The sequence below is a fragment of the Bradyrhizobium sp. USDA 3240 genome (assembly GCF_054063295.1).
The window spans coordinates 7,282,619-7,308,271 of record NZ_JBSSGD010000002.1 but is presented as its reverse complement, the minus strand read 5'-3'; the positions used below and the strand labels follow the sequence as shown (position 1 = coordinate 7,308,271).

26 protein-coding genes and 1 pseudogene are annotated in these 25,653 nt (G+C 65.2%); 19 read left to right on the top strand and 8 right to left on the bottom strand.

Going from position 1 to position 25,653, the window contains the following annotated elements; all coding sequences use genetic code 11:
- Nucleotides 1–91: 91 nt before the first annotated feature.
- Nucleotides 92–1,711, bottom strand: coding sequence for a helicase HerA-like domain-containing protein (locus ACVIGA_RS35055; RefSeq protein ID WP_456669604.1), 1,620 nt, complete (start codon nucleotides 1,709–1,711; stop codon nucleotides 92–94).
- Nucleotides 1,712–2,063: 352 nt separating this feature from the next.
- Here ACVIGA_RS35055 and ACVIGA_RS35050 point away from each other — a divergent pair, with 352 nt between their 5' ends.
- From ACVIGA_RS35050 to ACVIGA_RS35000, 11 genes are all read left to right on the top strand, one after another.
- Complete coding sequence (locus ACVIGA_RS35050) at nucleotides 2,064–2,429, top strand: DUF2267 domain-containing protein (protein WP_456669603.1); 366 nt, start codon at nucleotides 2,064–2,066, stop codon at nucleotides 2,427–2,429.
- 60 nt (nucleotides 2,430–2,489) lie between these two features.
- Nucleotides 2,490–2,897, top strand: a complete 408-nt coding sequence (locus tag ACVIGA_RS35045; protein ID WP_092125172.1) for a DUF4332 domain-containing protein — start codon at nucleotides 2,490–2,492, stop codon at nucleotides 2,895–2,897.
- Between the two features lie 98 nt (nucleotides 2,898–2,995).
- Nucleotides 2,996–3,853, top strand: a complete 858-nt coding sequence (gene folP / locus ACVIGA_RS35040) for a dihydropteroate synthase (RefSeq protein ID WP_456669602.1) — start codon at nucleotides 2,996–2,998, stop codon at nucleotides 3,851–3,853.
- Nucleotides 3,850–4,230, top strand: a complete 381-nt coding sequence (folB, locus tag ACVIGA_RS35035) for a dihydroneopterin aldolase (RefSeq protein WP_223968279.1) — start codon at nucleotides 3,850–3,852, stop codon at nucleotides 4,228–4,230. The genes folP and folB overlap by 4 nt, the downstream gene beginning before the upstream one ends.
- A gap of 4 nt (nucleotides 4,231–4,234) precedes the next feature.
- Nucleotides 4,235–4,726: a 2-amino-4-hydroxy-6-hydroxymethyldihydropteridine diphosphokinase gene (gene folK / locus ACVIGA_RS35030; RefSeq protein WP_456669601.1), complete on the top strand. Its 492-nt coding sequence runs from the start codon at nucleotides 4,235–4,237 to the stop codon at nucleotides 4,724–4,726.
- Nucleotides 4,727–4,835: 109 nt separating this feature from the next.
- On the top strand, nucleotides 4,836–6,710 hold the full coding sequence (locus tag ACVIGA_RS35025) for a methylmalonyl-CoA mutase family protein (protein WP_456669600.1): 1,875 nt from the start codon (nucleotides 4,836–4,838) through the stop codon (nucleotides 6,708–6,710).
- The gene (locus ACVIGA_RS35020) at nucleotides 6,707–7,177 is read left to right on the top strand and encodes a GFA family protein (protein WP_074131308.1); all 471 of its coding nucleotides are present in this window, start codon (nucleotides 6,707–6,709) and stop codon (nucleotides 7,175–7,177) included. The genes ACVIGA_RS35025 and ACVIGA_RS35020 overlap by 4 nt, the downstream gene beginning before the upstream one ends.
- Nucleotides 7,178–7,189: 12 nt before the next feature.
- Nucleotides 7,190–9,346, top strand: a complete 2,157-nt coding sequence (gene scpA, locus ACVIGA_RS35015; protein ID WP_456669599.1) for a methylmalonyl-CoA mutase — start codon at nucleotides 7,190–7,192, stop codon at nucleotides 9,344–9,346.
- A gap of 34 nt (nucleotides 9,347–9,380) precedes the next feature.
- Nucleotides 9,381–9,677, top strand: a complete 297-nt coding sequence (locus tag ACVIGA_RS35010; RefSeq protein ID WP_456669598.1) for a nucleotidyltransferase family protein — start codon at nucleotides 9,381–9,383, stop codon at nucleotides 9,675–9,677.
- A gap of 1 nt (nucleotide 9,678) precedes the next feature.
- The gene (locus ACVIGA_RS35005; RefSeq protein ID WP_456669597.1) at nucleotides 9,679–10,023 is read left to right on the top strand and encodes a HepT-like ribonuclease domain-containing protein; all 345 of its coding nucleotides are present in this window, start codon (nucleotides 9,679–9,681) and stop codon (nucleotides 10,021–10,023) included.
- A gap of 2 nt (nucleotides 10,024–10,025) precedes the next feature.
- Complete coding sequence (locus tag ACVIGA_RS35000) at nucleotides 10,026–10,808, top strand: DUF3298 domain-containing protein (RefSeq protein WP_456670953.1); 783 nt, start codon at nucleotides 10,026–10,028, stop codon at nucleotides 10,806–10,808.
- A gap of 15 nt (nucleotides 10,809–10,823) precedes the next feature.
- On the opposite strand, the gene ACVIGA_RS34995 is transcribed toward ACVIGA_RS35000, so the two are convergent.
- Entirely contained in the window at nucleotides 10,824–11,294 is a 471-nt protein-coding gene (locus ACVIGA_RS34995) for an SRPBCC family protein (RefSeq protein ID WP_456669596.1), read from the bottom strand.
- Between the two features lie 158 nt (nucleotides 11,295–11,452).
- Here ACVIGA_RS34995 and meaB point away from each other — a divergent pair, with 158 nt between their 5' ends.
- The 5 genes and pseudogenes from meaB to ACVIGA_RS34970 all read left to right on the top strand — a co-directional run bounded on the left by meaB (nucleotide 11,453) and on the right by ACVIGA_RS34970 (nucleotide 16,588).
- Nucleotides 11,453–12,445, top strand: coding sequence for a methylmalonyl Co-A mutase-associated GTPase MeaB (gene meaB / locus ACVIGA_RS34990; protein WP_456669595.1), 993 nt, complete (start codon nucleotides 11,453–11,455; stop codon nucleotides 12,443–12,445).
- A pseudogene (locus ACVIGA_RS34985) lies at nucleotides 12,442–13,091 on the top strand (pyroglutamyl-peptidase I family protein). The gene meaB and the pseudogene ACVIGA_RS34985 overlap by 4 nt, the downstream one beginning before the upstream one ends.
- Before the next feature lie 119 nt (nucleotides 13,092–13,210).
- On the top strand, nucleotides 13,211–13,690 hold the full coding sequence (locus tag ACVIGA_RS34980) for a RidA family protein (protein ID WP_456669594.1): 480 nt from the start codon (nucleotides 13,211–13,213) through the stop codon (nucleotides 13,688–13,690).
- 282 nt (nucleotides 13,691–13,972) lie between these two features.
- The gene (locus ACVIGA_RS34975) at nucleotides 13,973–14,839 is read left to right on the top strand and encodes an aldo/keto reductase (RefSeq protein ID WP_456669593.1); all 867 of its coding nucleotides are present in this window, start codon (nucleotides 13,973–13,975) and stop codon (nucleotides 14,837–14,839) included.
- Nucleotides 14,840–15,220: 381 nt separating this feature from the next.
- Entirely contained in the window at nucleotides 15,221–16,588 is a 1,368-nt protein-coding gene (locus ACVIGA_RS34970) for a TIGR03808 family TAT-translocated repetitive protein (protein WP_456669592.1), read from the top strand.
- A gap of 8 nt (nucleotides 16,589–16,596) precedes the next feature.
- Here the strand turns inward: ACVIGA_RS34970 and ACVIGA_RS34965 are convergent, their stop codons facing one another.
- The 4 genes from ACVIGA_RS34965 to ACVIGA_RS34950 form a co-directional block, all read right to left on the bottom strand.
- The gene (locus tag ACVIGA_RS34965; protein WP_456669591.1) at nucleotides 16,597–17,091 is read right to left on the bottom strand and encodes a TIGR03809 family protein; all 495 of its coding nucleotides are present in this window, start codon (nucleotides 17,089–17,091) and stop codon (nucleotides 16,597–16,599) included.
- A 547-nt stretch (nucleotides 17,092–17,638) separates the two neighbouring features.
- Nucleotides 17,639–19,303: a S8 family serine peptidase gene (locus ACVIGA_RS34960; RefSeq protein WP_456669590.1), complete on the bottom strand. Its 1,665-nt coding sequence runs from the start codon at nucleotides 19,301–19,303 to the stop codon at nucleotides 17,639–17,641.
- Between the two features lie 36 nt (nucleotides 19,304–19,339).
- Nucleotides 19,340–20,077 (bottom strand): hypothetical protein, encoded by a 738-nt coding sequence (locus ACVIGA_RS34955; protein WP_456670952.1) that lies wholly within the window; start codon nucleotides 20,075–20,077, stop codon nucleotides 19,340–19,342.
- Complete coding sequence (locus ACVIGA_RS34950; RefSeq protein WP_092125157.1) at nucleotides 20,077–20,646, bottom strand: sigma-70 family RNA polymerase sigma factor; 570 nt, start codon at nucleotides 20,644–20,646, stop codon at nucleotides 20,077–20,079. Before ACVIGA_RS34950 ends, ACVIGA_RS34955 begins: the two co-directional genes overlap by 1 nt.
- 419 nt (nucleotides 20,647–21,065) lie before the next feature.
- Between ACVIGA_RS34950 and ACVIGA_RS34945 the strand changes: the two genes are divergently transcribed.
- Both ACVIGA_RS34945 and ACVIGA_RS34940 read left to right on the top strand, forming a co-directional pair.
- A complete protein-coding gene (locus tag ACVIGA_RS34945) occupies nucleotides 21,066–22,214 on the top strand; it encodes a GGDEF domain-containing protein (protein ID WP_456669589.1) in 1,149 nt (382 codons plus the stop codon).
- Nucleotides 22,215–22,275: 61 nt separating this feature from the next.
- Nucleotides 22,276–23,382 (top strand): DUF2336 domain-containing protein, encoded by a 1,107-nt coding sequence (locus tag ACVIGA_RS34940; RefSeq protein ID WP_456669588.1) that lies wholly within the window; start codon nucleotides 22,276–22,278, stop codon nucleotides 23,380–23,382.
- On the opposite strand, the gene ACVIGA_RS34935 is transcribed toward ACVIGA_RS34940, so the two are convergent.
- Both ACVIGA_RS34935 and ACVIGA_RS34930 read right to left on the bottom strand, forming a co-directional pair.
- Entirely contained in the window at nucleotides 23,379–24,017 is a 639-nt protein-coding gene (locus ACVIGA_RS34935) for an NrsF family protein (RefSeq protein WP_456669587.1), read from the bottom strand. The genes ACVIGA_RS34940 and ACVIGA_RS34935 overlap by 4 nt on opposite strands.
- A 2-nt stretch (nucleotides 24,018–24,019) precedes the next feature.
- Nucleotides 24,020–24,565, bottom strand: coding sequence for a sigma-70 family RNA polymerase sigma factor (locus ACVIGA_RS34930; protein ID WP_456669586.1), 546 nt, complete (start codon nucleotides 24,563–24,565; stop codon nucleotides 24,020–24,022).
- Between the two features lie 327 nt (nucleotides 24,566–24,892).
- On the opposite strand from ACVIGA_RS34930, the gene ACVIGA_RS34925 reads away from it, so the two are divergent.
- Complete coding sequence (locus ACVIGA_RS34925) at nucleotides 24,893–25,576, top strand: hypothetical protein (RefSeq protein WP_456669585.1); 684 nt, start codon at nucleotides 24,893–24,895, stop codon at nucleotides 25,574–25,576.
- Nucleotides 25,577–25,653: the final 77 nt, after the last annotated feature.

Here is a 25,653-nt window from a genome sequence, read left to right as displayed (position 1 = left end):
ATATCCTTTTTGTTTGGACATTGCCGACGTTGTAGCGCGCCGGCCGCCGGAGGCAAAGTCGGTCGCCCGTTCCGGCCGGATGATCGCGATGCTACCTGCGCAGGATTCCGCCGAGCGCGCCGCGCACCAATGCGCGACCGATCGAGCCGCCCACCGAGCCACCGACCGACTTGCCGAGATCTGCGACCACGCCGCCAACCACCTTGTCGGTCACCGAGCGCGTGACGTTGCGCGCGATCACCTGTCCGGTCGAGAGCCGGCCGCGCTTGACGTTGGTGCCGAAGATCGTGGCGGCAATGGCCCCGATCTGGCCGAGGATACCGCCGCCTTCGCCAGACGCACCGTCTGCGGGCGTCGCCGTGCCGGCGAGACGCTTCTGGATGATCTCGTAGGCGGACTCGGCGTCGATCGCGGTGTCGTATTTGCCCTTCACCGGGCTCGCATCCATGATCGCCTTGCGTTCCTCCGGCGTGATCGGCCCGATCCGCGCCGACGGCGGGCGCACCATGACGCGCTCGACCATCGAGGGCGTGCCGCCGCCCTCGAGGAACGAGACCAGCGCCTCGCCCTTGGCGAGCTCCATGATCACCCGCGCGGTATCGAGCTTCGGATTGGGCCGGAAGGTCTGCGCGGCGGCGGCAACCGCCTTCTGGTCGCGCGGCGTGAAGGCGCGCAGCGCATGCTGCACACGGTTACCGAGCTGCGCCAGCACCTTGTCCGGCACGTCGATCGGATTCTGCGTGACGAAATAGACGCCGACGCCCTTGGAGCGGATCAGCCGCACCACCTGCTCGATCTTGTCCATCAGCGCCTTCGGCGCGTCGGTGAACAGCAGATGCGCCTCGTCGAAGAAGAACACCAGCTTCGGCTTCGGCATGTCGCCGGCCTCCGGCAATTCCTCGAACAGTTCCGAGAGCATCCAGAGCAGGAAGGTGGCGTAAAGCCGCGGGCTCTGCATCAACTTGTCGGCGACGAGGATATTAACCATGCCGCGGCCGTCGCGGTCGGTCCGCATGAAATCCTTCAGCGTCAGCGCGGGCTCACCGAAGAACTTCGCGCCGCCCTGGTTCTCGAGCACCAGAAGCTGGCGCTGGATCGTTCCGACCGTCGCCTTGGAGACGTTGCCGTAGCTCTGCGCGGCCTTGCGGATCGACGCCAGCGGATCTTCGCCGTCGTCGGCGCCCTTCTTGCTACTGTCGGGCGCGATCGCATCCAGCAGGGCGCGCAGATCCTTCATGTCGATCAGCGCGAGGCCATTCTCGTCGGCGACGCGGAAGGCGACGTTGAGCACGCCCTCCTGCACGTCGTTCAGATCGAGCATTCGCGCCAGCAACAGCGGGCCCATCTCGGTGACGGTGGCGCGCACCGGATGGCCCTGCTCGCCGAACACGTCCCAGAACACGGTCGAGAATTGGTCGGGCTGGAAGGTCAGGCCCATTTGCTGGGCGCGCTTCACGATAAAGTCCTTGGCCTCGCCGACCTCGGAGATACCGGAGAGATCGCCCTTGATGTCGGCTGCGAAAACCGGAACGCCGGCGCGCGCAAATCCTTCAGCCATGACTTGAAGCGAGACGGTCTTGCCGGTTCCGGTTGCACCGGTGACGAGGCCATGCCGGTTGGCCAGCGCCAGCGTCAACCAGGCTGTCTCCTCACCCTTGCCGATAAAAATCTTCTCGTCGGTATCGGCCAGCTTGTCGTCGGAGGTCGCCATCGCTTCGCCTCTTCGCGGAAATTTAGATCGCTTCAATGATCGCACCCGGTTCGGTACCGAACCAGTGCCATCATATTGCATCTTGCCGGTCGATTGAAACCGTCAGCGCAAGCTGACGTATATTGTCGCGCCACTGGTTCCTCATTTTATTCCCGGCGAAGTGACGAAAGGCATTGCGCATTGCGACAAGATGGTGTGAATCCGCCGCTCACTCTTGCAACGAGGCCACAGTCACAGCGCGATTGAAAAAGAAAACCAACTGAAATGCGCGGATCGCTTGTATTTCGTGACACAGGCGCTCAAGATAAATCCTTAAGAACGATCCGGCAAAGTCCGGTTGAGGCGGGGCAAGATGGACGAATTGGTTGGACAGCTGGCCGCGAAGGCCGGCATCGATGGCGCTGTCGCTGAAAAAACCATCGGCATCGTTCTGGGTTTCCTCCGTAACGAGGGACCGTCCGACAAAGTCCAGGCTCTGATCGACCACATCCCCGGCGCCGAAGCGGCAATCGCCGCCTCCAACAACAGCGGTGGTCTATCGCGGTTGATGGGCGGCGGCCTGATGGCTGTCGGCACCCGGCTGATGGCGCTTGGCCTGAGCATGGGTGAAATTCAGAACGTCGCGCGTGAACTTTTCAGGTTCGGCCGCGACAAAATCGGAGCGGATCAAATGGGCGAGATCATCTCGGGGACGCCGGGCCTCAGCCAGTTCGCCTGAGGCACTTTCCGAACGCCCCTGCGCGCGCTCCCTTCTACCTGTTACCTGCATACGAGTATCATGACATACCCCCTCTCCGAGATCGAAGGCCTGTCCGCCTATTGCGCCACCAAACTGAAATCGCAGGGTATCCGCACGACCGACGCACTGCTTGAAGCCGCCCGCACCGTCAAGGGACGCAAGGCGCTCGCCGCCAAGACCGGGATCAGCGAACAACAATTGCTCGAATGGGCCAACATCTCCGACTACATGCGGATCCCCGGCATGGGCAAGGCGAAGGTCGGGCTGGTCCGCGCCGCCGGCGTCACCACCGTGCGGGAGCTCGCGCAGCGCAACCCGTCGCGGCTGGCGCAGAGCATGAAGGATGCCAATGTGCGGCGTAAGCTCGTCCGCGTGATGCCTTCAGAAAAGTCGGTCGAGCTGCTGATTGAACAGGCACGCAAGCTGCCGCTCAAGATCACCTATTAGCATCACTATTAGGCTGCCTTAACCGCACCCGCGGCCACCCGCGCCAGCCATCATCGCGACACCTTGACTTGCCGCTGCGGGCAGCGCAAAGCCACCGCATGATGGCGACCAAGCCCATAGCATCGGCGGTGACCGGCCCGGCCGTATCGGCGGTGCTGCCGGCGCTGCTGTCGCGGCCCTATCCGGCCGTGATGGGTATCCTGAACGTCACGCCGGACTCGTTCTCCGACGGCGGTCAGTTCATCGCGCCCGAACAGGCGCTGGCGCAGGCCCGCAGGCTGATCGCCGAGGGCGCCGACATCATCGACATCGGCGCCGAATCGACCCGCCCTTATGGCTCGCAGCCGGTCACCGCCGAGGCCGAAATGGCGCGGCTGAAGCCGGTGCTGACCGAGGTGGTCGCGCTCGGCGTGCCGGTCTCGATCGACAGCATGAAGTCGGAGGTCGTGGCCTGGGCGCTCGACCAGGGTGCGGCGATCGCCAATGACGTCTGGGGTCTGCAGCGCGATGCCGGCATGGCGCCGCTCGTCGCCACGCGCGGCGTGCCCGTGATCATCATGCACAATCGCGAGCAGGCCGATCCGGCGATCGACATCATGCAGGACATCACGGCCTTCTTCGAACGCTCGCTCGAGATCGCAGCGCGCGCCGGCATTGCGTCGGACCGGATCGTGCTCGATCCCGGCATCGGCTTCGGCAAGACGCCCGAGCAGAGCATGCAGGCGCTGGCGCGGCTCGCCGAACTCAACGCATTCCGCCTGCCGGTGCTGGTCGGCGCCTCGCGCAAGCGCTTCATCAGCACGGTCGTGGCCTCCGAACCGCAACAGCGGATCGGCGGCTCGATCGCGGCGCATCTGATCGCTGCGCAGCATGGCGCCCGCATCATCCGTGCGCACGACGTCGCGGAAACCGTTCAGGCGCTGCGGGTGGCCGCGGCAATCGAGGGACAGCAATGACCGACACGATCTTCATCACCGGGATCGTCATCCATGCCCGTCATGGCGTGATGGAACATGAGACCGAAGTCGGGCAGCGCTTCGTCATCGACCTCGAGCTCTATACCGACCTCTCGGAATCCTCGCGCACCGACCGCCTCTCCGACACGGTGTCCTATTCCAACGTGGTGGCGACCGCGACATCGGCATTCAAGAACACCAACTACAAGCTGCTGGAGCGCGCCGCCGGCGCGGTGGCCGATGACATCTTGGCGAGCTTCCCGCGGGTCAGGGCGGTCAAGGTCACCGTGCACAAGCCGCATGCGCCGATCGCCGCGATCTTCGACGATGTCGGCGTGGTGCTGACCCGCTCGCGGCATCCGCCGCCGCACGGTTGAACCGATGGCTGACGTCCTGATCGCACTCGGCGGCAATGTCGGCGACGTCCGCACGACGTTTCGCAAGGCGATCGCCAATATCTGCGGCATGACGCAGGCAGCGCTCCTGGCGCGCTCGTCGGATTATTCGACGCCGCCCTGGGGCGAAGCGCAGCAGGACACCTTCATCAATGCCTGCATCGAGATCGACACCAGCCTCGATCCGCACGCGCTGCTGTTCACGCTGCACAAGATCGAAAGCAAATTCGGTCGCGACCGCAAGAACGAGCAGCGTTGGGGTCCGCGCACCCTCGACCTCGACCTGATCGCCTATGACGACATCACACTCGACAAGCCGGAACTGACGCTGCCGCACCCGCGTTTGTTCGAGCGCGCCTTCGTGCTGGTGCCGCTGGCCGAGATCGTTCCCGACCGCGTCATCGCCGGGCGCCGCGTCGCGGATGCGCTGGCTGGGGTCTCGACCGACGGTATTTTCCGTCTAGCGGACCTCGATTAAAAGCCGCACGAGCGCAAACAACCGTTTGGCTTGGCCGCCCGCCCGTGGCAATTTCCGGCCAAATCAAGGGGGCCCCCGTCGCGGGGCCGATGAAGGACGATTTGGGCGGATGACGACCTCGACTGACGATTTGGCTCTGGCTTCGGATTTTGCTCCTGCGACCTATGACGACTGGCGCAAGCTGGTCGACGGCATGCTGAAGGGCGCGCCGTACGAGAAGCTGGTCGGCAAGACCTATGATGGTTTGAGGATCGATCCGATCTATCGCCGCGCCACCAATCTGAGCCCGCTTCCCGGCCGCGCCGCCGCCACCCCCTGGCAGATCCTGCAGCGGGTCGACCATCCCGATGCCGCAGCGGCCAATGCGCAGGCCTTGCAGGATCTCGAGAACGGAGCGACCGGCCTCGAATTCGAGTTCGCCGGCGGTCCCGGCGCGCGCGGCTTCGGTCTCACGGACGCCAGCAAGAAGACGCTGGCGCGGGCCTGCGGCGGCGTCCACCTCGATGCCGGCATCATGATCGCGCTCAACCCGGTGATCGGACGCGAGAACGCCGGCGAGACGTTTGCCGACATGATCGAAGCCCGCAAGCTCGATCCGGCAAAACTCGACCTGCATTTCAATTACCAGGCGCTCAGCACCATGGCTGTGCGCGGTGCAGCGGCCATCGCCTGGCCCAATTACGAAAAGTCGTTCGGCCAGGTCGTCAACGGCCTGATCAAGCGCGGCTTCAAGGGACCGTTCGTGCTGGCCGACGGCCGGCCGGTGCATGACGCCGGCGGCTCCGAGGTGCAGGAGCTCGCCTTCACGCTCGCGACCGCGCTCGCCTATCTGCGCATGCTGGAAGGCGCAGGGCTCGATCTCGATGCGGCGCGTGCAGCCGTGTCGTTCCGGCTCAGCGCCGATGCCGACCAGTTCCTGACCATGGCGAAATTCCGCGCGCTGCGCCGCCTGTGGGCAAGGATCGAAGAGGCCTGCGGCCTCGCACCGAAGCCGATCTTCGTCAACGCGCAGACCGCCTGGCGGATGCTGACCCAGCGCGATCCCAACGTGAACATGCTGCGCGCGACGATCGCAACCTTTGCCGCAGGGCTCGGCGGCGCCAACGCGATCACCGTGCTGCCGCACACGCTCGCGCTCGGGCTGCCGGACGATTTCGCCCGCCGCGTGGCGCGCAACACGCAGCTCGTGCTGCTCGACGAGTCCAACCTGGCCAAGGTTTCCGATCCCGCGGCAGGCGCCGGCGGCATCGAGACGCTGACCTCGCAGCTCTGCGAGGCGGCGTGGACGCTGTTCCAGGAGATCGAGAACGCCGGCGGCATCTTCACCGCGCTCGAGCAAGGACTGCTGCAACAGAAAGTCGCTGCGACACGAGCGCAGCGCGAAGCCAACGTGGCGAAGCGCCGCGACGTCCTGACCGGCGCCAGCGAATTCCCGAACCTGCACGAAGCGATCCTCGCAGTCCTGGATGTGAAGCCGGCAGCGCCGGTGTCCGCGGCAGGAGCCAAGGTCAGATTCGATGCCCTCGCGCCGATGCGGCTCGCCGAACCGTTCGAGGCGTTGCGCGACAAGTCCGACGCCGCCTTGAAGGCGCGTGGCGCGCGGCCGAAAATCTTCCTCGCCAATCTCGGCACGCCAGCGGATTTCACGGCCCGCGCCACATTTGCAAAAAGCTTCTTCGAGACCGGCGGGATCGAGGCCATCGACAGCGAGGGCTTTGCCGACACCGCGGCGCTTGCCGCCGCCTTCAAGGCCTCAGGCGCCGCGATGGCGTGCCTTTGTTCCTCCGATAAGGTCTATGCCGTCAGCGCCCCTGAGGCCGCCAAGGCCCTTCACGGCGCCGGAGCAAGGCATATCTATCTGGCAGGGCGGCCCGGCGACCAGGAAGCGGCGCTGCGGGCGGCCGGCATCGGTGAGTTCGTCTTCGCCGGCGGCGACGCGCTGGCGACATTGCGCGACGCCTATCGGCGGATGGAGCAGGCATGACGGCAGAGGCACCAGCGAAACCTGTGCTGACCGGCGGTTGCCAGTGCGGCGCCGTGCGCTTTGCGGTGTCGGCGGCGCCGAATCGCGTCAGCATCTGTCATTGCAGGATGTGCCAAAAGGCCTCCGGTGCGCCGTTTGCCTCTTTCGCCGACATCAACAAGGAGGATTTCGCCTGGACCCGGGGCAAGCCGGCGGCGTTCAAATCCTCCTCGATCGCCGAGCGAGACTTCTGTGCCGCCTGCGGCACGCCGCTCAGCTTCCGACGGATCGACGGTCCCCGTATCGAGATCATGACCGGCGCCTTCGACCGGCCCGACCGGGTGATCCCGACGCAGCAATTCGGAACCGAGTCCCGCCACGGCTGGGTGGTCGGCATCGCCAACCTGCCGAGCCAGACCACGATGCAGAATTACGGACCGGAGAAGATGGCGACCATCGTCAGCCATCAGCACCCGGACCATGACTAAGGAAGCCAAGGAATGACCCGCATTCCCAATTTCGCCGATGTCGCTTTCCAGCCCGTTGCCGCGGCGATGCCGTCGGCGAGCGCCGAGCCGTGGCTGACGCCGGAAGGCATCCCGGTGAAGTCCGTCTACGGCGAGGCCGATCTCGAAGGCATCGACTTCCTCGAGACCTGGCCGGGGATCGCGCCCTATCTGCGCGGCCCCTACCCGACCATGTATGTCAACCAGCCCTGGACTATCCGGCAATATGCCGGCTTCTCCACGGCGGAGGATTCCAACGCCTTCTATCGCCGCAACCTCGCGGCTGGACAGAAGGGCCTGTCGGTCGCGTTCGACCTTGCCACCCATCGCGGCTATGACTCGGATCATCCGCGCGTTTCCGGCGACGTCGGCATGGCCGGTGTCGCGATCGATTCAATCTACGACATGCGCACGCTGTTTGCCGGCATCCCGCTCGACCAGATGAGCGTGTCGATGACCATGAACGGCGCGGTGCTGCCGATCCTCGCGCTGTTCGTCGCCGCCGCCGAGGAACAGGGCGTGCCGCCGGAAAAACTGTCGGGCACCATTCAGAACGATATTCTGAAAGAGTTCATGGTGCGCAACACCTACATCTATCCGCCGACGCCCTCGATGCGGATCATCTCGGACATCTTCGCCTACACCTCGCAGCGGATGCCGAAATATAACTCCATTTCGATCTCCGGCTACCACATGCAGGAAGCCGGCGCGACGCAGGACCTCGAGCTCGCCTATACGCTGGCCGACGGCGTCGAATATCTGCGCGCCGGGCTTGCCGCGGGCCTCGACGTCGATCGCTTTGCCCCCCGCCTCTCTTTCTTTTGGGCGATCGGCATGAACTTCTTCATGGAAGTCGCCAAGATGCGCGCGGCGCGGCTGCTGTGGGCCAAGCTGCTGAAGCAGTTCAATCCGAAAGACCCGCGCTCGCTCAGCTTGCGCACGCATTGCCAGACCTCGGGCTGGTCGCTGACCGCGCAGGACGTGTTCAACAACGTGATGCGCACCACGATCGAGGCGATGGCGGCAACGCAGGGCCACACCCAGTCGCTGCACACCAATGCGCTCGACGAGGCCCTGGCGCTGCCGACCGATTTCTCGGCGCGCATTGCCCGCAACACCCAGCTGTTCCTGCAGCAGGAGAGCGGCACCAACCGCATCATCGATCCCTGGGGCGGCTCCTATTATGTCGAGCGGCTCACCCGCGATCTCGCGGCCAAGGCCTGGGGTCACATCCAGGAGGTCGAGGAACTCGGCGGCATGGCCAAGGCGATCGAGGCCGGCGTGCCGAAGCTCAGAATCGAGGAAGCCTCCGCGAAAACCCAGGCGCGGATCGATGCCGGCCGCCAGGCGGTGATCGGCGTCAACAAGTTCAAGCCGGAGAACGAGCGGCCGATCGACGTGCTGAAGGTGGAGAACTCCACCGTGCGGCGGCTCCAGATCGACAAACTGGCGCGGCTCAAGAAGGAGCGTAACCAGAAGGACGTCGATGCGGCGCTGGCCGCGTTGACCCGCTCGGCGGGCGAAGGCAACGGCAATCTGCTGGCGCTGGCGATCGACGCCGCGCGCGCAAAGGCCACCGTCGGCGAGATTTCAGACGCCATGGAAAAGGTGTTCGGCCGCCACCGCGCCGAGATCAAGTCCATCACCGGCGTCTACAAGCGAGAGGCAGCGGCGATGTCCAACAAGGTCGAAAAGGTGCAGGCGCTGATCGACGCATTCGAGGAGGCCGAGGGCCGCCGCCCGCGCATTCTGGTCGCCAAGATCGGTCAGGACGGCCATGACCGCGGCCAGAAGGTGATCGCATCCGCCTTCGCCGATGTCGGCTTCGACGTCGATATCGGACCGCTGTTCGCAACCGCCGACGAGGCCGCCCGGCAGGCGGTCGAGAACGACGTCCACATCCTCGGCGTCTCCTCTCTCGCAGCAGCACATCTCACCGCGGTGCCGGAACTGAAGGCGGCGCTGAAGAAGCACGGCCGCGAGGACATCATGATCATCATCGGCGGCGTGGTGCCGCCGCAGGATTACGATGCGCTGTATGCGGCCGGTGCCGAGGCGATCTTCCCGCCGGGCACCGTGATCTCGGACGCCGCCGAAGAGCTGATCCACAAGCTCAACACGCGGCTCGGCCATAGCGCGGCGGCGGAGTAGATGATAGATTGGTGGGATTGCAAGGTCCCAAACCATGACGCGCGAAGAGGTCATAGCCGCGATACGAGAGAACGCCGATGCCATCAAGGCGGAGGGCGTGTCGAGGCTCGCGATCTATGGATCGCGCGTGCGCGGCGACTATCGGCCCGACAGTGACGTCGATGTGCTCGTTGAAGTCGAGCCGGACGCCTCGTTTTCGCTACTCAACCTGATCGGTGTCGAGCACATCATTGAAGACGCGACGGGCTTGCAGGCGCAAGCAACCATGAAGCGATCCCTTCCTCCTCGGCTCGCTCAACAAATCGCCGACGACATTCTCGAAGTATTCTGACGTGCAGCCGACCGTTGCGGACCGCATTGGCCACATTGCCACAGCGATCGATAGCATTCGGGACATAACGGCCGGGCAAACCCCCGAGAGCTTCGCCAACAATCTGGTAATGCGGCTGGCTGTAGAGCGGCTGCTTGAGATGATCAGCGAAGCATCAAGGCACATTCCAACCGATCTGAAGGACAAGGAACCCGGCATCAACTGGAGGCGATTGGCCGATCTCGGAAACTGGTTGCGCCATGCCTATCATCGGACCGACGCTGACCTGCTATGGATCATGATTGAGGATGATTTGTTGCCATTGAAGGCGTTCGTCGACCAAATCACCAAGGAATTGAAGCATTGACGATCAGCGCGAAGTGGTCCGTTGCCCTGATAGCGGGCTTCCTCTTCATTTCCCCCGCCATCGCTACCGATCCCAAGCCCGACGCCACGATCAAGAATGCGAGCATCGAGGCCAACGTCTATCTCGACGACAAGATCAAGGCGGATAGCGCACTGGCGGCCGATTGCCTTGCCGAAGGCCGCAAGTGGATCGACAAGAACGCGGCGGAGGCGGCTTCCGCGCGCAAGGACGAGCCTGAGCTTTTCAAAGACCGCGGCGGCTATTCATTCGAGCGCAAATATTCGGTGCGCTCGATCGTCGACGGCCGCTATGTCAGCGTGCTGCGCGACGACTATATGGACACGCTCGGCGCGCATCCGAACACCGACGTCAACACCATCCTGTGGGATACGACGGCGAACAAGCGCATCAGCATCCGTCCCCTCTTCACCGAGACGGCGGACAACGGCCCGACCCTGACGGCGATGCGCAAGGCGATCGTCTCAGCGCTGAACACCGAGAAGAAGCGGCGCGGCGCCGGCGAGACCGCAACCGCCGAGTGGTACAAGGAGCTGAAGCCGACCCTGCTCAAGATCGGCGCCGTGACGCTGGCGCCCTCGACCGAAGCCGGCAAGAGCTCCGGCCTCACCTTCCACTACCCGCCCTACGCCGTCGGCCCCTATGCCGAAGGCCAGTATGTCGTCTTCGTGCCGTGGGAGACGCTGAAGCCGTACCTGACGGCGGAAGGCGCGAAGATCTTTGGCGGCGCACGACCGAAGGCCGACGCGGACGATCAGTCGCGATAGCTGCTTCAGCAGGCCTCAGCCTGGCTGACGCGCCAACGCTCTGACCAGGGAGCCGGTCCAGTCCGGGATCCACGCCTGGAACTGGCTGTGCCAGCGATCGGCGTCAGCAGGCGCCGTGTCGAGCTTGACCGACCACTCGATGAAGGTGCGGTTGCCCTCGACGACCGGCAGCAGATGCATCGTGCCCTCGTAATGGGTCGGCTGCGGCGCGTCCGAACCGGCATCCGCCAGAAACGGCAGCGGCTCGATGCTGGCATAGGTCAGCGAATGCTGCGTGTCCGAGTGACCGGCAAGGCGTTGCCTGACCCAGAGCCCGAGATAGCAGAAGCGCCTGACAGCACCGACCTGGTCCCCGCGCTTGTCGTCCTCGATCACGCTTTCGCTGACGCCCTCGATATAGGCGGGGTAATTGTTGAAGTCGCGGATCAGCGACCACACGGCATCAAGCGGATGGTCGAGAACGGTGCTGTAATAGGCTCGGGTCATGGCAGGCTCCGGATGTTGGTCCGCAGTGATGCGGAACGCGCCCTGATCAACCGCATGGCGGCGGGCGCGCCCACCCGATTCCCGATCTCGCGATTGATCGGGGACGAGTTCGGACTCCGCCCTCGCCTGCAACCGGCAGCCGTTGTAAACCAAGGCCCATGACCTCGCCGAAGCCCGCCTCTCCCGACATCCACGCCCTCGCCAAGCAGCTCCGCGCCGGCCACCGCGCCGCGCTGGCGCGGGCGATCACGCTGGTCGAGAGCCGGCGCGGCGACCACCAGGCGGCGGCGCGCGAGCTGGTGCAGGCGCTGTTGCCTGACACCGGCAAGGCGGTGCGGGTCGGCATCACCGGCTCGCCCGGCGTCGGCAAGTCGACCACCATCGATGCGCTCGGCATGTTCCTGATCGAGCGCGGCCACAAGGTCGCGGTGCTTGCTGTCGATCCCTCCTCGGCGCGCACCGGCGGCTCGATCCTCGGCGACAAGACGCGGATGGCGCGGCTCGCCGTCTCCGACGAGGCCTTCATCCGCCCCTCGCCGTCCTCCGGCACGCTCGGCGGCGTCGCGGCGAAGACCCGCGAGGCGATGCTGTTGTGCGAGGCCGCCGGCTTCGACGTCGTGCTGGTCGAGACCGTCGGCATCGGGCAGTCCGAGACCGCGGTCTGCGACATGACCGACTTCTTCCTGGCGCTGATGCTGCCGGGCGCCGGTGACGAGCTGCAAGGCATCAAGAAGGGTCTCGTCGAGCTCGCCGACATGATCGCGATCAACAAGGCCGACGGCGACAACCTGAAGCGCGCCAACCTCGCCGCCGCCGACTATCGCAGCGCGCTGCATATTCTCGCGCCGCGCTCCGAGCACTGGCATCCGCCGGTCGAGACCTATTCCGCGCTGACCGGCGCCGGGCTCGACCGGCTCTGGCAGAAGATCCTCGAGCACCGCACCGCGATGAATGCCTCGGGCGAATTCGAGGCCCGCCGCAGGGAGCAGCAGGTGAAGTGGATGTGGTCGATGCTGGAGGGCCGGATGATGGCGCGGCTGCGCTCAGACGCTGCGATCCGCGCCAGGGTGAAGAAGATGGAGGCCGAGGTCGCCGGCGGCCGCATCTCGCCCGCGGTCGCCGCCGAGCAGATCGCGGAGATGCTGCATTGAGCGGCAAACTGCGCATCCTCATCACCGGCTTCGGGCCGTTCCCGGGTGTGCGCCGTTCAACCCGACCATGCCACTGGTGAAGCGGCTGACCGCCCTGCGCCGCCCGGCTTTCGACAACGTCGCGCTGACCAGCCACATCTTTGACGTCACCTATGCTGCCGTCGATCGCGAATTGCCCGAGCTGATCGCAACGCGTCGCCCGCAGGCGCTGTTGATGTTCGGCCTCGCCGGCCGCAGCTCGCATCTGCGGATCGAAAGCCGCGCCCGCAACGCCGTGACCACGCGCTTCCCCGATGCCGGCCGCCAGCATGCACGCAAAGGATCGATCGAAGGTGGCGCCGATGCGAAGCTGTTCGGGCCGCACAGCGAAAAGCTGCGGCGCGCCGCGCTGGCCACCGGCATCGATGCACGGATGTCCCGCGATGCCGGCAGCTATCTCTGCAACTATTTGAGCTGGCGCGCGATCGAGGCGGTCAACGGCGACAACGAGTTGCGCCTCGCGCAATTCGTCCATGTCCCACCGCTCGCCCATGACGGCACGGCCGCATCACGCAAATCATCCATCACGCTGGAAGCACTGGTCGATGCCGGCGAAGCCATGCTGCTGGAGCTGGTGAAACTGACCCGGCAGGCTGCGCGCGCGTGAGCGACGTGGCTTCAACGATGACCAATGCGGGGCAGTGCCGGTTTTGCCAATTCGGGGACGATGGTAGAGTACTGGCAGTGACGTTCTCAGCCGAACAACAGGATTGAGAGGCGTGAGCGATGCGCGTCGAGAAGAGACTGGAGCAACTTGGCCTTGTGCTTGCTCAACCCGCCAAGGTGCCGCCCGGCGTAAACGTTCCGTTCGCGTGGGTTCGCGTGCACGGCGACCGAGCCTACGCATCCGGTCATGGCCCCCTCAATCCCGACGGCACGCCAGCCGGGCCATTTGGGCAGGTCGGCGCTGAGGTATCTGCCGAGCAAGCCCATGCCGCCGCGCGCCTCGCGGCCTTGGCTATGTTCAGCAGCCTTCGCCAAGCGCTCGGCGACCTGGACAGAATCTCGGCATGGCTGACGGTTTCAGGAATGGTGAGCGTCGCGCCAGGATTTTTTGCCACGACCAACGTCATCAATGGTTGCTCGGACGTCTTGCTGCAGGCATTTGGCCCGGATGTCGGTACGCATGCACGGACCGCGATCGGCGTCACCCACCTTCCGCTCAATCTCCCCATCTTGATCGCCGCAGAACTAGCCGTCCGCTGACGCCCGCGGATGCGACATGAGGTGATCGGTCAAGGCCACTGGCTGACGCGATCCCAGTCACCCGCATGAGTCCGCTGTCCCCGGCAAGCCTGGGGCTGCGCACGCGACAAATTTGCAATTTCACAGAGTGTAAATGGACCTCTTGCGGCCGTAAAGACCACCCAAAGCCCAACGGTCATGCCTGTCCATCGGTTGACGATCAAAGTCGCTCGCAAGAGTTTATCCACCGAGACCGACACGTCCCCAGAGTGAAGCGGATCTCTTCTGAGAATGTTCGATTAGATGGAGTTGCGGGTGGACAAGTCTCCATACAGCGGGGCGGCGCTTGCCGGAATAATTCGCCTCGGCGACTTACCGGTTCATCGGCTGGGCTTCGGCGCAATGCGCCTCTGCGGAGATTCAGCCTGGGGAAGACCAAGGGACCGAGGGCACGCCAATCGGGTTCTGCATCGCGCGATCGAGCTTGGCGTGAATCTGATCGACACGGCGGATAGCTACGGCCCCGAGGCGAATGAGTCACAGATCTCGGAGGCGCTGTATCCCTACCCGCCGGGTTTGGTCATTGCCACCAAGGGCGGCCTGGTGCGACCAAACCGCCGATCGTGGGTCGAGGACGGTCGCCCCGACTATTTGCGGCGTGCGGTTGAAGGCAGCTTGCAGCGGTTGCGGCTCGAGCGCATCGATTTGTATCAACTCCACGCGCCTGACCCCAATGTGCCATTTGCCGAGTCGATGGAAGCATTGGCTGATTTGAAGCGCGCAGGCAAAATTCGCCATATCGGCATTTCGAACGTGACGGTTGCGCAGCTCGAAGCGGCGCGCTCCATCACACCAATCGTGTCGGTTCAGAACCCGTATAATCTGCGAAACCGGACCAGCGAAGACGTACTCGCCGCGTGCGAGCGTCTTGGAATTGCGCTTCTGCCCTGGTATCCGCTGGGCGGCAAACGCGGCCTGAAGGCGCTCAAGGTCAAGCAAGTTGCCTCGCGTCGCGGTCTCACGCATGCCGCCTTGTCCCTCGCGTGGCTGCTGGCAAAGTCACCTGTCATGCTGCCTATCCCCGGCACGCGATCCATCGATCACCTGGAGGATAATGTGCGTGCGGCCTCCCTCAAGCTTGCGCCGGAAGACATCGCCGATTTGGGATGAACGCTTCGGGTCAGATCCGGCGCATGTCGCGAGAATGCGGATGTGTGACTCACAATTGGCGCAACAAATTCAGTGTCGCCCCGGCCTAGTGCGCAATTGCGCACGGGGGCCGGGACCCATAACCAGCGATGCTGCTTATTGCGCAACGCTGGTACGCCGAGTCCCACCTACAACATCCACCGCAGCGTATAGGTCCCGGCCTTCGCCGGGACGACGCTTGGGAATGAGCCATGGGCCTTTATTCTCCAGCTGCACCGGAGGTTAACCCTACCGCCAACAATCGCCCGGCTGCGTCGGCGTGTTCACCATGCCGCGCCGCATTTCGCGCTACCACTCGGGCGCGAACGTCACCGCTCGCGACTATTTGCGAGGGCTGTGCCCATGGACGTCAACCGCCGCCATCTGATCGGAGCCTCCGCCGGCGTCGCCGGTGCGCTTGCGATGTCACCGGACGCTGCGCGCGCCGCACAGTCGGCCGGCTCGCTCGGCCGCGACGTGACGCAATATGGCGTCCGTCCCGGCAGCCCCGACGACCAGACCCGCAATCTGCAGCGCGCGATCGATGATGCCGCGCGGGCGCAGGTGCCGCTGGCGTTTCCGCCCGGCGTCTACCGCACCGGCCTGCTGCGGCTTGCGCCCGGCAGCCAGCTGATCGGCGTCCGCGGCGCCAGCCGGCTGGTGTTCAATGGCGGCGCCTCGCTGCTGGAAGGCGAAGGCGCTAGCGGCATCGTGCTGATGGGCCTGTCCTTCGACGGCGGCAGCGTCCCGCTGCCTGCGCGGCGCGGCCTCGTGCATTGCCTGTCCGGCCGTGACATCCGCATCACCGATTGCCAATTCACCGGCAGCGGCGGCGCCGGCATCTGGTTCGAGCAGATGTCGGGCGACGTCAGCAACAACATCTTCACCGATATCGCGAGCACAGCGCTGGTGTCGTTCGACGCGCTCGGCCTCATCGTCTCGCGCAACACCATCAAGGGCACCAGCGACAACGGCATCGAGATCCTGCGCACCGCAATCGGCGATGACGGCTCGATCGTCGCCGACAACCGCATCGAGGACATCAAGGCCGGCCCCGGCGGCTCCGGACAATACGGCAACGCCGTCAACGCCTTCCGCGCCGGCAATGTGATCGTGCGCGGCAACCGCATCAAGAACTGCGACTTCTCGGCGGTGCGCGGCAATTCGGCCTCCAACATCCACATCACGGACAACAGCGTCAGCAATGTCCGCGAGGTCGCGCTCTATTCGGAGTTCTCGTTCGAGGCCGCGGTCATCGCCAACAACACCGTCGACGGCGCCGCGATCGGCGTCTCCGTGTGCAACTTCAACGAAGGCGGCCGCATCGCGGTGGTCCAGGGCAACATCATCCGCAATTTGTTGCCGAAGCGCCCCGTTGGCACCGACCCGAACGACGGGGCCGGCATCGGCATCTATGTCGAGGCCGACAGCGCCGTCACCGGCAATGTGATCGAGAACGCACCGACCTTCGGCATCGTCGCCGGCTGGGGCAAGTATCTGCGCGACGTCGCAATCTCAGGCAATGTCGTGCGCAAGGCGTTCGTCGGCATCGGCGTCTCGGTGGTGCCGGGCGCCGGCACTGCGCTGATCAACAACAACATGATCGCGGAAACCCCGCGCGGCGCGGTGGTCGGACTCGACCACGCCCGCCCGATCACGACCGACCTGTCAGTGGGCGGCGCCCAGCAATATGCGCAGCTCGTGGTCGGCGCGAACGCGGTGCGGCGCTAACCTTCGGCCTACAGCGCGTTGCGCAGCAACGGATAGCGCCGCTGGATGGTGTCGAGATCGAGCACCGGCGGCGGCATGACCGGAGGGGGCATCTCCAGCGGCGGCGCGTCGGCCACAACGGGCGGCTGCTCCAGGACCTCGGCCACCGTTTCCATCGCGGCCGCGACCGCGGTCATCGCCGCCTCGGTCAATGTCGCAGCGTCCGAGCGGCGCTCTGGCACCGACGAGATTTCGGGCGGCGGCAATTTCGACTTGCCGCGGCCGAGCCAGGACAGATCGATCGGCGAATTGTCGAGCGAAGCTTCGCGGGTTAGCAATTCCCGCCAGATGTCGACCGCGGCCCGTGCTTCCCTGACGTTCTCAAGGAAGGCCTGCTCGCTGTGATAGCGGCGCCAGCGTCCGGTTTCGAACAGCTCGTTGAGGTGCTCCAGCCTTTGCTCGGCAAGGTTGCACCAGCGTGCAACGATCTCCTGGCCCCTGGCCACGTCGGTCCGATGTGTCATTCAACTTGCCCGCAAGGAAAGAAACGGACGCAGACGCAACCGAACCGAACCGAACCGAATCAACTGGACGTGACACTGATATTCTGTGGAAAAGGTAAATAAAGTCTAACTAAATTCTTAATCGCGGACGGGCGATGAAGGAAGTCCGCTCCACTACGGAGTTTCTTGCCCGAACCATCGTCAAGTCACCGACTTGCATGGTGGCGATGCGCGTCGCTTCCGAACGCTGCGCAGCCGAACGATCCACAGCAAACGGCCGCCGCCGTCGCGCGCATCCGAGCGCGATCGCCCAGCGTGATCACATCCGGCCCGTTCGTCATGCAAGGGTGCCCCCAAAATGAAAGACCCGTCCGGGGGGACAACCGGACGGGTCAAAGCCATATGGGCGCTTGGGGTGGATGGGCGCTCGCGCCTGATACAGCCGGGGAGGGATAAACCGCTCCCACACAGATAAGTCGTGAGAGGGCGGCGGACGTTCAAATCGCCGGCGATTTTTTTAGCCTTTCGCCGGTTCCATCGCACCGTTGCAGGCGATCGGCGCCGAAAATCACTGTGCAGCACGGGGATTTGCTGCGGAATCGTCCGATGCGATCGAGGGTGCGGGTTCATTCAACGCGCGGCTCACGGAAGTGTTATTGCCGTCCGCTGCCGTCGTGGGCTGCGACGGTTTGTCCACGGTGGTCGCGACGGGCGCACTGGTCGCCGCCATCACCGCAGCAAGCGCGTCCGCCTCCCCCGATCCGAACAGATCGTCACGTCCCGGTGTCCCGAGATCGCGGGCCGTGCGGGTCAGGACCTTCCGCACCTCGGCAGGCTTCAATGCCGGACTGCGCTCCAGCACCAGCGCCGCGATGCCGCTGACGAACGCGGCCGAGAAGGAGGTCCCCGACATCAGCTGGTACTTGCCGTCCGGCACCGGCACCAGCAGATCGGCGCCCGGCGCCGCCAGCGCGATGTAGCTGCCGCGGTTCGAGGCCGCCATCAACCTCTCGCCGGCATCGACGCCGCCGACCGCGATCACGTCGGGATTGGCGGCCGGATAGAGCGGCGGCGATTTCGGGCCGGCATTGCCGGCCGCGGCAACCAGCACGACGTCCCTCGCCGCGGCGGCAGCCACGGCACGTTCGATCAAGGTGTCCCTCGGTCCGGCGAAGCTCATGTTCACGATCTGCGCGCCGTGCGCCACCGCGTAGTCGAGGCTCCTGAGGATCACGTAGGAGGTGCTCTCGGCGCCGCCGGCGGCTGCACCGAAGGCGCGGATCGCCAGGATCCGCACTTCCGGCGCACTCCCCGTCAGCCTGACGCGCGCCGCGATCACGCCGGCGACGGCGGTGCCGTGGGCATGCGGGCCATCCTTGCTGCCGAGTGCATCGAAGGTATCCGCGACCGTGTTGGCCAGTTCCGGATGGGCGGCATCAATGCCGGAGTCGATGACGGCGATGGTGACGTTCATGCCGCGCGCCAGCCTGTGAGCCTCGGGCAGATGCAGCTGGGCCTGGGCGTATTGCGCCGGATCACTGCCGCCCGCTGCCGACTTCTGGTCCTGCAGCGCGTAACGATAGTTCGGCTGCACGGAGCGGACGCTGCTGTCGCTTGCGAGGTCGCGGGCCACCGCATCGACGGAGCGATTGCCGGCGGTGCGGAACAGGCCAATCGTCGCGCCCAGCAACGGGATATTCTGCGAGGCGATCCGCCTCAGGCCATGGCGACGCGCCAGCGCGTCGGTCTGGGTCTCGGTCAATGCGCCGTCGATCTCCGCCAGGAGTTCGTTCGGCACGGTTCGCGTGCCCGCTACGTCCTGCCCGCGGATGCCGCCGCCACTACCGGCCCCGCCCTTCCTCGCAGCGCCCTTGCCGCCACCATTGGCGGCGACCGGCCGGCCGGAGCATCGGCGCGTGCCGTCGTCACAATCGGCAGGGAAACGGGGGGGGTCGCGCGCAAGGGACGGCGGTCTGCTCGATCGCGGCCCCTCGTCGGTCCACGACGTAGCCGGGCCGTGGAGCGGCGCGCGGCCGGCCGTGCCGTCCAACCCGCCTCCGACCCTGCCGATGCCGGGATTGACCCGCGGCCCGACGGAAAGCTGCGGCCCGCCGCCGATCGGCGATCGCATGAACCCTTGGGAATACGTTGAGTTGGGAAGACAAACCAGCAACAACACGGCGGCCGCAATGGCCGCTCTGTTCGTCGATTGGGTCCGGCCGTTAGCGGTCATGGTGACCTCAACGCGCCGCAGACCGTCAGCTGCCGTTTACGGCGTCTCGACCGCGAGGCTGACGATCTTCTCTTTCTGCAAACGGGCAATCAGCACCGCGACGCCGTTCTTGTCCATTGCGCGGAACTGCAGCCGGAACAATCCGCCCTTACCGTCGATGATCGAGCCCTGGTAGTTGTCCAGCAGCGACGTGATGTCGGCGATCCTGGCATCCGGCGTGAAGCGCACCAACAGCCGCGTCGGCGCCGCCGCCACGCTGGCGCCGAGGTCGCGGGTGATCGGCGCACTGGGTGCAACGGCCGCGCTCGGTGCGCTGCGTTGTTCGGCAGCATCAAGCGAGGCGGTCTGGAACGAGGCCGGCTCGCTGCGCATCAGCACCGCACCGATCACGCCCGCCTGCAGCAGCACCACGAGCGCACCGAGGCTGGACGACCAGGCCAGCGTCCGCGGCGACAATTTTGAAAAGAACTCCGAGACGGAGGCCGACACGCGCGCACCCGCCGACGGCTTGCGCTCTGGCTCGGCATCAATCGCGGCAAACAGCTTCTGCATGGCACGCGCCGACGGCGCACCGAGGCTCTCGTTGAGGCCGATCGTCTCAGCATATTCCTCGCGGATGACGGCATACTGCCTGGCCAGCTCCGGATCGGAAGCGAGCGCGTCCTCGACGCGGCGCGCGTCACGCGCGTTCAGCGTGCCGGCCGCGTGCCAGGGCAGCAGCATCTCGACATCGTCAGGATCCTGACCCTGCACTTTTTTGTTGCTCGCAGCCATCATGGCCAACCTCGCTCGACACCGGCTGCCTTCAGCAACTCGGCAAGTTTCTTGCGCGCATAGAACAGGCGCGTCTTCACGGTGTTCTCCGGAATCCCGACGATCTCTGCGACGTCTTCCACGGATTTCTCGTGATAGTAGACAAGATCGACAATTTCCCGGTGTTCCGCCGATAGTCCCGTCAGGCACTTACGCAGCGTGTCACCCGTGTCCTTCTTCTGCACCACCGTTTCCGGATCGTCGGACGTGTCCTCGATCGCGTTCGCGGCCTCATCGTCCAGTTCGGCGTCCTTCCTTCGCCGCAGCGAAGACAACGCCTTGAACCGGGTAATCGCCAGAAGCCAGGTCGAAACGGCGGATCGTCCCTCGAATTTGCCCGCCTGACGCCACACGTCCAGAAAGACCTCGCTAATGAGATCCTCCGCCACCTGTTCGTCCCGCACGAGCCGAAGCCCGAAGCGGTACACCCTGACATGATGCCGTCCGTACAGCACCTGCATGGCGAGCCGGTCGCCTTGAGCGATCCGAGCGATCAGAACCTCGTCTGAAGCCGCCTGTGTCGCACTCAATGGCCGTCTCGCAAAGTTGGTCTGAGGGGGGTGGTGCGTGGTTCGACGCGAGAGGCAAGATTCTTCACATTACGGCAATGTGCGCACCGCATGTGTGATCTATGACACAGTCGACGATTCCAATCAGGAAAAATCGCCCAGGACTCGGTAAGCGGTATCATAATAGTGAAAACTCTCGCGGACTCGCACCATCCGGCGCGACCATACCAAGGCTTTGCCGGCAAGCCAGCGCTGTCGTAAAGCGAGCGCCGCCGCAAGCCCCCGCCCCCGATCGCTCCGGCCCCGGCTGGGCGAACGGATTCCCCTTACGAAACAAGGGTGATGACCGGGTTTCACCGGAGCAGATTCGGTTCCGAAAGATACCAAACCTAAAGGCTTTCCCACTTAGATTTTCGCCGGATTTCAGCAATGGCGAGACCATGGGCAGCGCTGCGTCGTCACTTCCCAGCCCGATCGCGGGTGCATCGGAAAGCGGCCGTCCAAGGCTGACGCGCGAGCGCCTGGCTCGCCGGGCCAAGCAGCGCCGCCAGATCCAGTCGATGATCGCCGCCTGCTTCGTGCTCGATGCCGTCGTGCTGCTGATCTACGCGCATGCCGGCACCACGTCGGTCCTGGTGGCGGCCGGCTACGCCCTGACCGGCCTCTCCCTCGTTGCCATCTATGTAGCGCTCTCAGAGCGCGGCTTTCACGAGCGCTTCGGCGACCACTATCTGGTCGCGCCGCAATCGGCCGTCAACATGGTGAACCTGCTGGTGTTCACCTACATCGCGCCGGAAGTCGGCGTGCTGTTCCTCTGCAACCTGTTCGTGGTGTTCGGCTTCGGTGCGCTGCGTACCTCGGCGCGGCAGACCGCTGTTGTCTGGACCATCATGGTGCTGGGCCTCGCCGCGCTGTTCCTCGGCACCGACAAGGCGATCGGGATGCCGACCGGCACCAGGATCGATCGCCTCGCCACCATGCTGGTGTTCGCGCTGACGATCGGGCGCTGCATGTGTCTCGGCATCTTCTCGAGCTCGATGCAGCAATCGCTGTATCAGAGCGGCGTGAAGCTGAAGGAGGCCTACCGGCGCATCGAGGAGCTCGCCGAGCTCGACGAGCTGACCGGCACCTCAAATCGCCGCAGCATCATGCGCACGCTCGAGGAGGAGATCGCGCGCTGCGCCCGCAACGGCAGCTCCTGCGCCGTGGCGCTGATCGACCTCGACCATTTCAAGCGTATCAACGACGTCTACGGCCATCCGATCGGCGACGAGGCGCTGCGCACCTTCGCCATCGGCATGTTCGCCAATCTCCGCAGCATCGATCGCTTCGGCCGTTACGGCGGCGAGGAATTCCTGCTGGTGCTGCCCGACCTGTCGCAGGATCAGGCGATGCGCGCGCTCGAGCGGCTGCGCGCGATCATCGCCGGTCTCGACTGGAGCGCATTCTCGCCCGGCATGCAGGTGACGATCTCCGCGGGCGTCACGACGCTCAAGCCGCACGAAAACTCCGACACATTACTCGCCCGCGCCGATGGCGCGCTTTACGCAGCCAAGGCGCGAGGGCGCAACCGCATCGCCAGTGCCTAACACCCTTTCATTTCGCTATTCGGCGCCGGAGAATCCGTCGCCACTGCTCCAGGACAGAGTCATGAGTTCGAAGCCCGAGACCGCCCCCGAAAGTCTGCTCGACGAGCTGCAGACGACCCTCGCGCACGGCACCGTCGCACGCCGTGTCGAGACGCTGCGCCGCGTGACCGACCTCTTCATCAACGGATCGGTCAACTATTCGGACCAGCAGATCGTGCTGTTCGACGACGTTTTCCAATGCCTGCTCGAGCACATCGAAAATTCGGCCAAGGCGCTGCTCGCCAACCGCCTCGCCCCGATCGAGACCGCACCGCCGCAGACCATCCGCACCCTTGCATTCGACGACCTGATCGAGGTCGCAGGCCCCGTGCTGACGCTGTCGCCGCGGCTCGACGACGACACCCTGATCGAGACGGCGCGCAGCAAGAGCCAGGCCCATCTGCTCGCGATCTCCAACCGGAAGACGCTGAGCGGCGCCGTCACCGACGTGCTGGTGCTGCGCGGCAACGACGAGGTGATCCAGAGCGCGGTCAACAATCCCGGTGCGGAATTCACCGAGCGCGGCTTCACCCGGCTGGTCAGCCGCGCCGAGGGCGACGACAATCTGTCGACCTGCGTCGGCCTGCGCCCCAACATCCCGCGGCATCTCTATCTCAAGCTGGTCGCCAAGGCCTCGGACACGGTCAGGCAGCGGCTCGAGGCTGCCAATCCGCAGCAGGCCAAGGAGATTCCGATCGCGGTGAAGGAAGCGACGCGACGCGCGCGCTCGGCGCCCGCCGCCGTGACGCCGGACACCACGATCGCACATGCGCTGGTCAAGTCGTTCTACCAGGACGGCCGGCTCGACGAATTCCAGCTCGCAGCCTTCGCCGAGGCCGGCAAGTTCGACGAGACCAATGCCTCGCTTGCCGCACTCGCCAATGTCTCGGTCAGCATCGCCGAGAACATGATGATCGAAACCCGCGCCGAGGGCGTGATGATCCTGGCCAAGGTCTCGGGCCTGTCATGGTCGACGGTGCGGTCGATCATCAATCTGCGCGACGACATCTCGGGCGGTGAGCCGACCGATCTGCAGGCCTGCAAGGACACCTATGAGCGGCTGCGGCCGTCGACCGCGCAGCAGGTGCTGCGCTTCCATCGCATGCAGCAGTCCGCGCCCGCGGCTTAATATCTTAGCGCCCTCGATCCCATCAGCGCGCCGACGCTTGCGACGATCGCGGTCGCCAGCGTGTACCAGGTGGCAACGAACAGCGGCGAGTCATCGGTGCAGTGCGACGCATAGACGGTGGCCGCGAGGCCTGCCGAGAGCAGGCCTGCCACCGCGCCGGCGACCGCCGGCCGCGCCGGCGCGCCCTGCCGCAGCCCGTACAGCGCACCGACCAAGAGCGGCAGCGACATTGCGGGAATCGCGGTCATGCACGCCACCGAGTTCTTGCCGATCAGGCGCGTCATCATCGGCGTGCGCTGCGGCATCATCATTTCGCCGCTGATCGCGGCAACGAGGATACCGGCGGGAATCAGCAGCCACCAGCCGAAGCTGCGCAGCGAGGCTTCGGGCCGCGACAGATGCAGGCTGACCGCGATCGCCGAGGCGGCGAGCGCCAGCGTCACCGCGAATTTCAGGTCGAAGAACGGATTATGCATCGCGGTCATCACGTCGGGCCGCACGCCGAGCTCGGCGAAGAAGATCAGCAGCGAGATCGGCGCCGCCGCCAGCAGCGCCAGCATCAGCGCTAGGCCGATCGGACGCGCGCGATAGGCATTGTCGGCGGTCAGGGTGCGAATGAGTTGATCCGTGTCCATGCTCATCGGTCCCGTAATTTCGCGGTCAGGCTCGCAAGCCCACGATGCAGCGCAACCCGTACCGCGCCCTCGGTCATCGCGAATTTCGCCGCGGTGTCCTTGATCGAGGTGCTGTCGACCGCGATCGATTGCAGCACGTCGCGCTGCCGCGCGGGCAACGCCTGCAACTGGGCGGTCACCTCGCCGGGCGACGCCGTCGGCTCCGGTGTTTCTCCCGGCAGCGTCTCGGCGAAATCATCGATATTGACGAAGATGCGCCTGCCGCGGCGGCGCAGCGCGTCGATCAGCTTGTTGCGTGCGATCGCGAACAGCCACGGCGCGAACGGCGCACTGGTGTCCCAGGTCTGTCGCTTCAAATGCACCGCCAACAAGATGTCCTGCACGATGTCCTCGGACTGATCGACCGGTTGTCCCGCGCGCGCCAAGCCACGTCGCGCCGCGGCACGGAGTACCGGCGTGATGGCCCTGAGCAGGCGATGATACGCCGCGTCATCGCCTGAAATGGCCGACCGCATCAGGTCAGTCCATTCATCCTCACGTTCGCGCACGCAGGCTCCTGAATTGCAATTCGGCCGATCTTTCAGTTTGTTACGCGGCAAGCCAAGGACATCACGAATTCGTGATAATTGTCCTCAGGCAGGGCCGCGCCGAGGATCAGCCTCAAAGAATCGCTCCGGCAGGTTTGCAGACGGAAGGGCTCATAACACCGATCGGTCCGGCACGCATCGGTGCAGCTGCTGCCGACGATCCACCGGGACGAAATTGCCCAGCTTTTGCCCTCTGATGCCCGAAGATTCCCTTTTTTTGCCCCGGTGTAGACACGCAGCGGGGTCTCATTTCGCGTTCGGGACGGGCGAAATGGGGAGATCATCAGAATGAAGATCAGAGCCAGCGGGCGCTTGGCCTTGATGGTTGCGACAGGGCTGACAGGGTTTTGTGTGTATTTCGCCGGACCGTTGCCGGCGTATGCGGCCGGTTCGGATCCCGCCGCGGCGAAATCCGACAATGCTTCAACCGACAAGTCCGCGGACCAGAGTTCGCGGCATGGCCGACGCCATGCGCGCCACCAGTCTTCCAAGACGACTGACAAGACGGCCGACAAATCCGAGAGCAAGAAGGCCACGAACGGTGCCGGCAGCGTGACGTCGGCGGGCATGCCCGCCACCGTCGCCAATGCCAATGCGGAGCTGACGTCCGGCGACGGTAATGCGAGCACAGCGCCCGCCAGCGTCAATCCGGTGATGGCCGCCTCCGACAAGCCCGGCGACGCGCAACCCGACGGCAGCGTGGTCGCATCCGACCAGCTCAACGACCTCGACCGGGCCCTGCAGCAGGAGCAGCCGGCGGAACAACCGCAACCGGTTCAACCGCAGACCGCCCAGCAGGAGGCGCCGCCGACGCAGCCGCCGCCTGCCGCCGTGCCGGCACCCAAGCCGGCCCCAGTTCTGGCGAGCAGCGACAGTGCGAATTGGGACCAGACCTCGCTGATCGGGAAGATCTTCATCGGCTTCGGCGCCCTGCTCACGGTGGCCTCCGCAGCGCGTATGTTCATGGCCTAGGCCGAGGTCCTCGCGGCTTGCGGCGCGGTGCGCCGCACCGCGGCCCAAAGCCTCGCTTCAGCCACTTGAAGCGCATC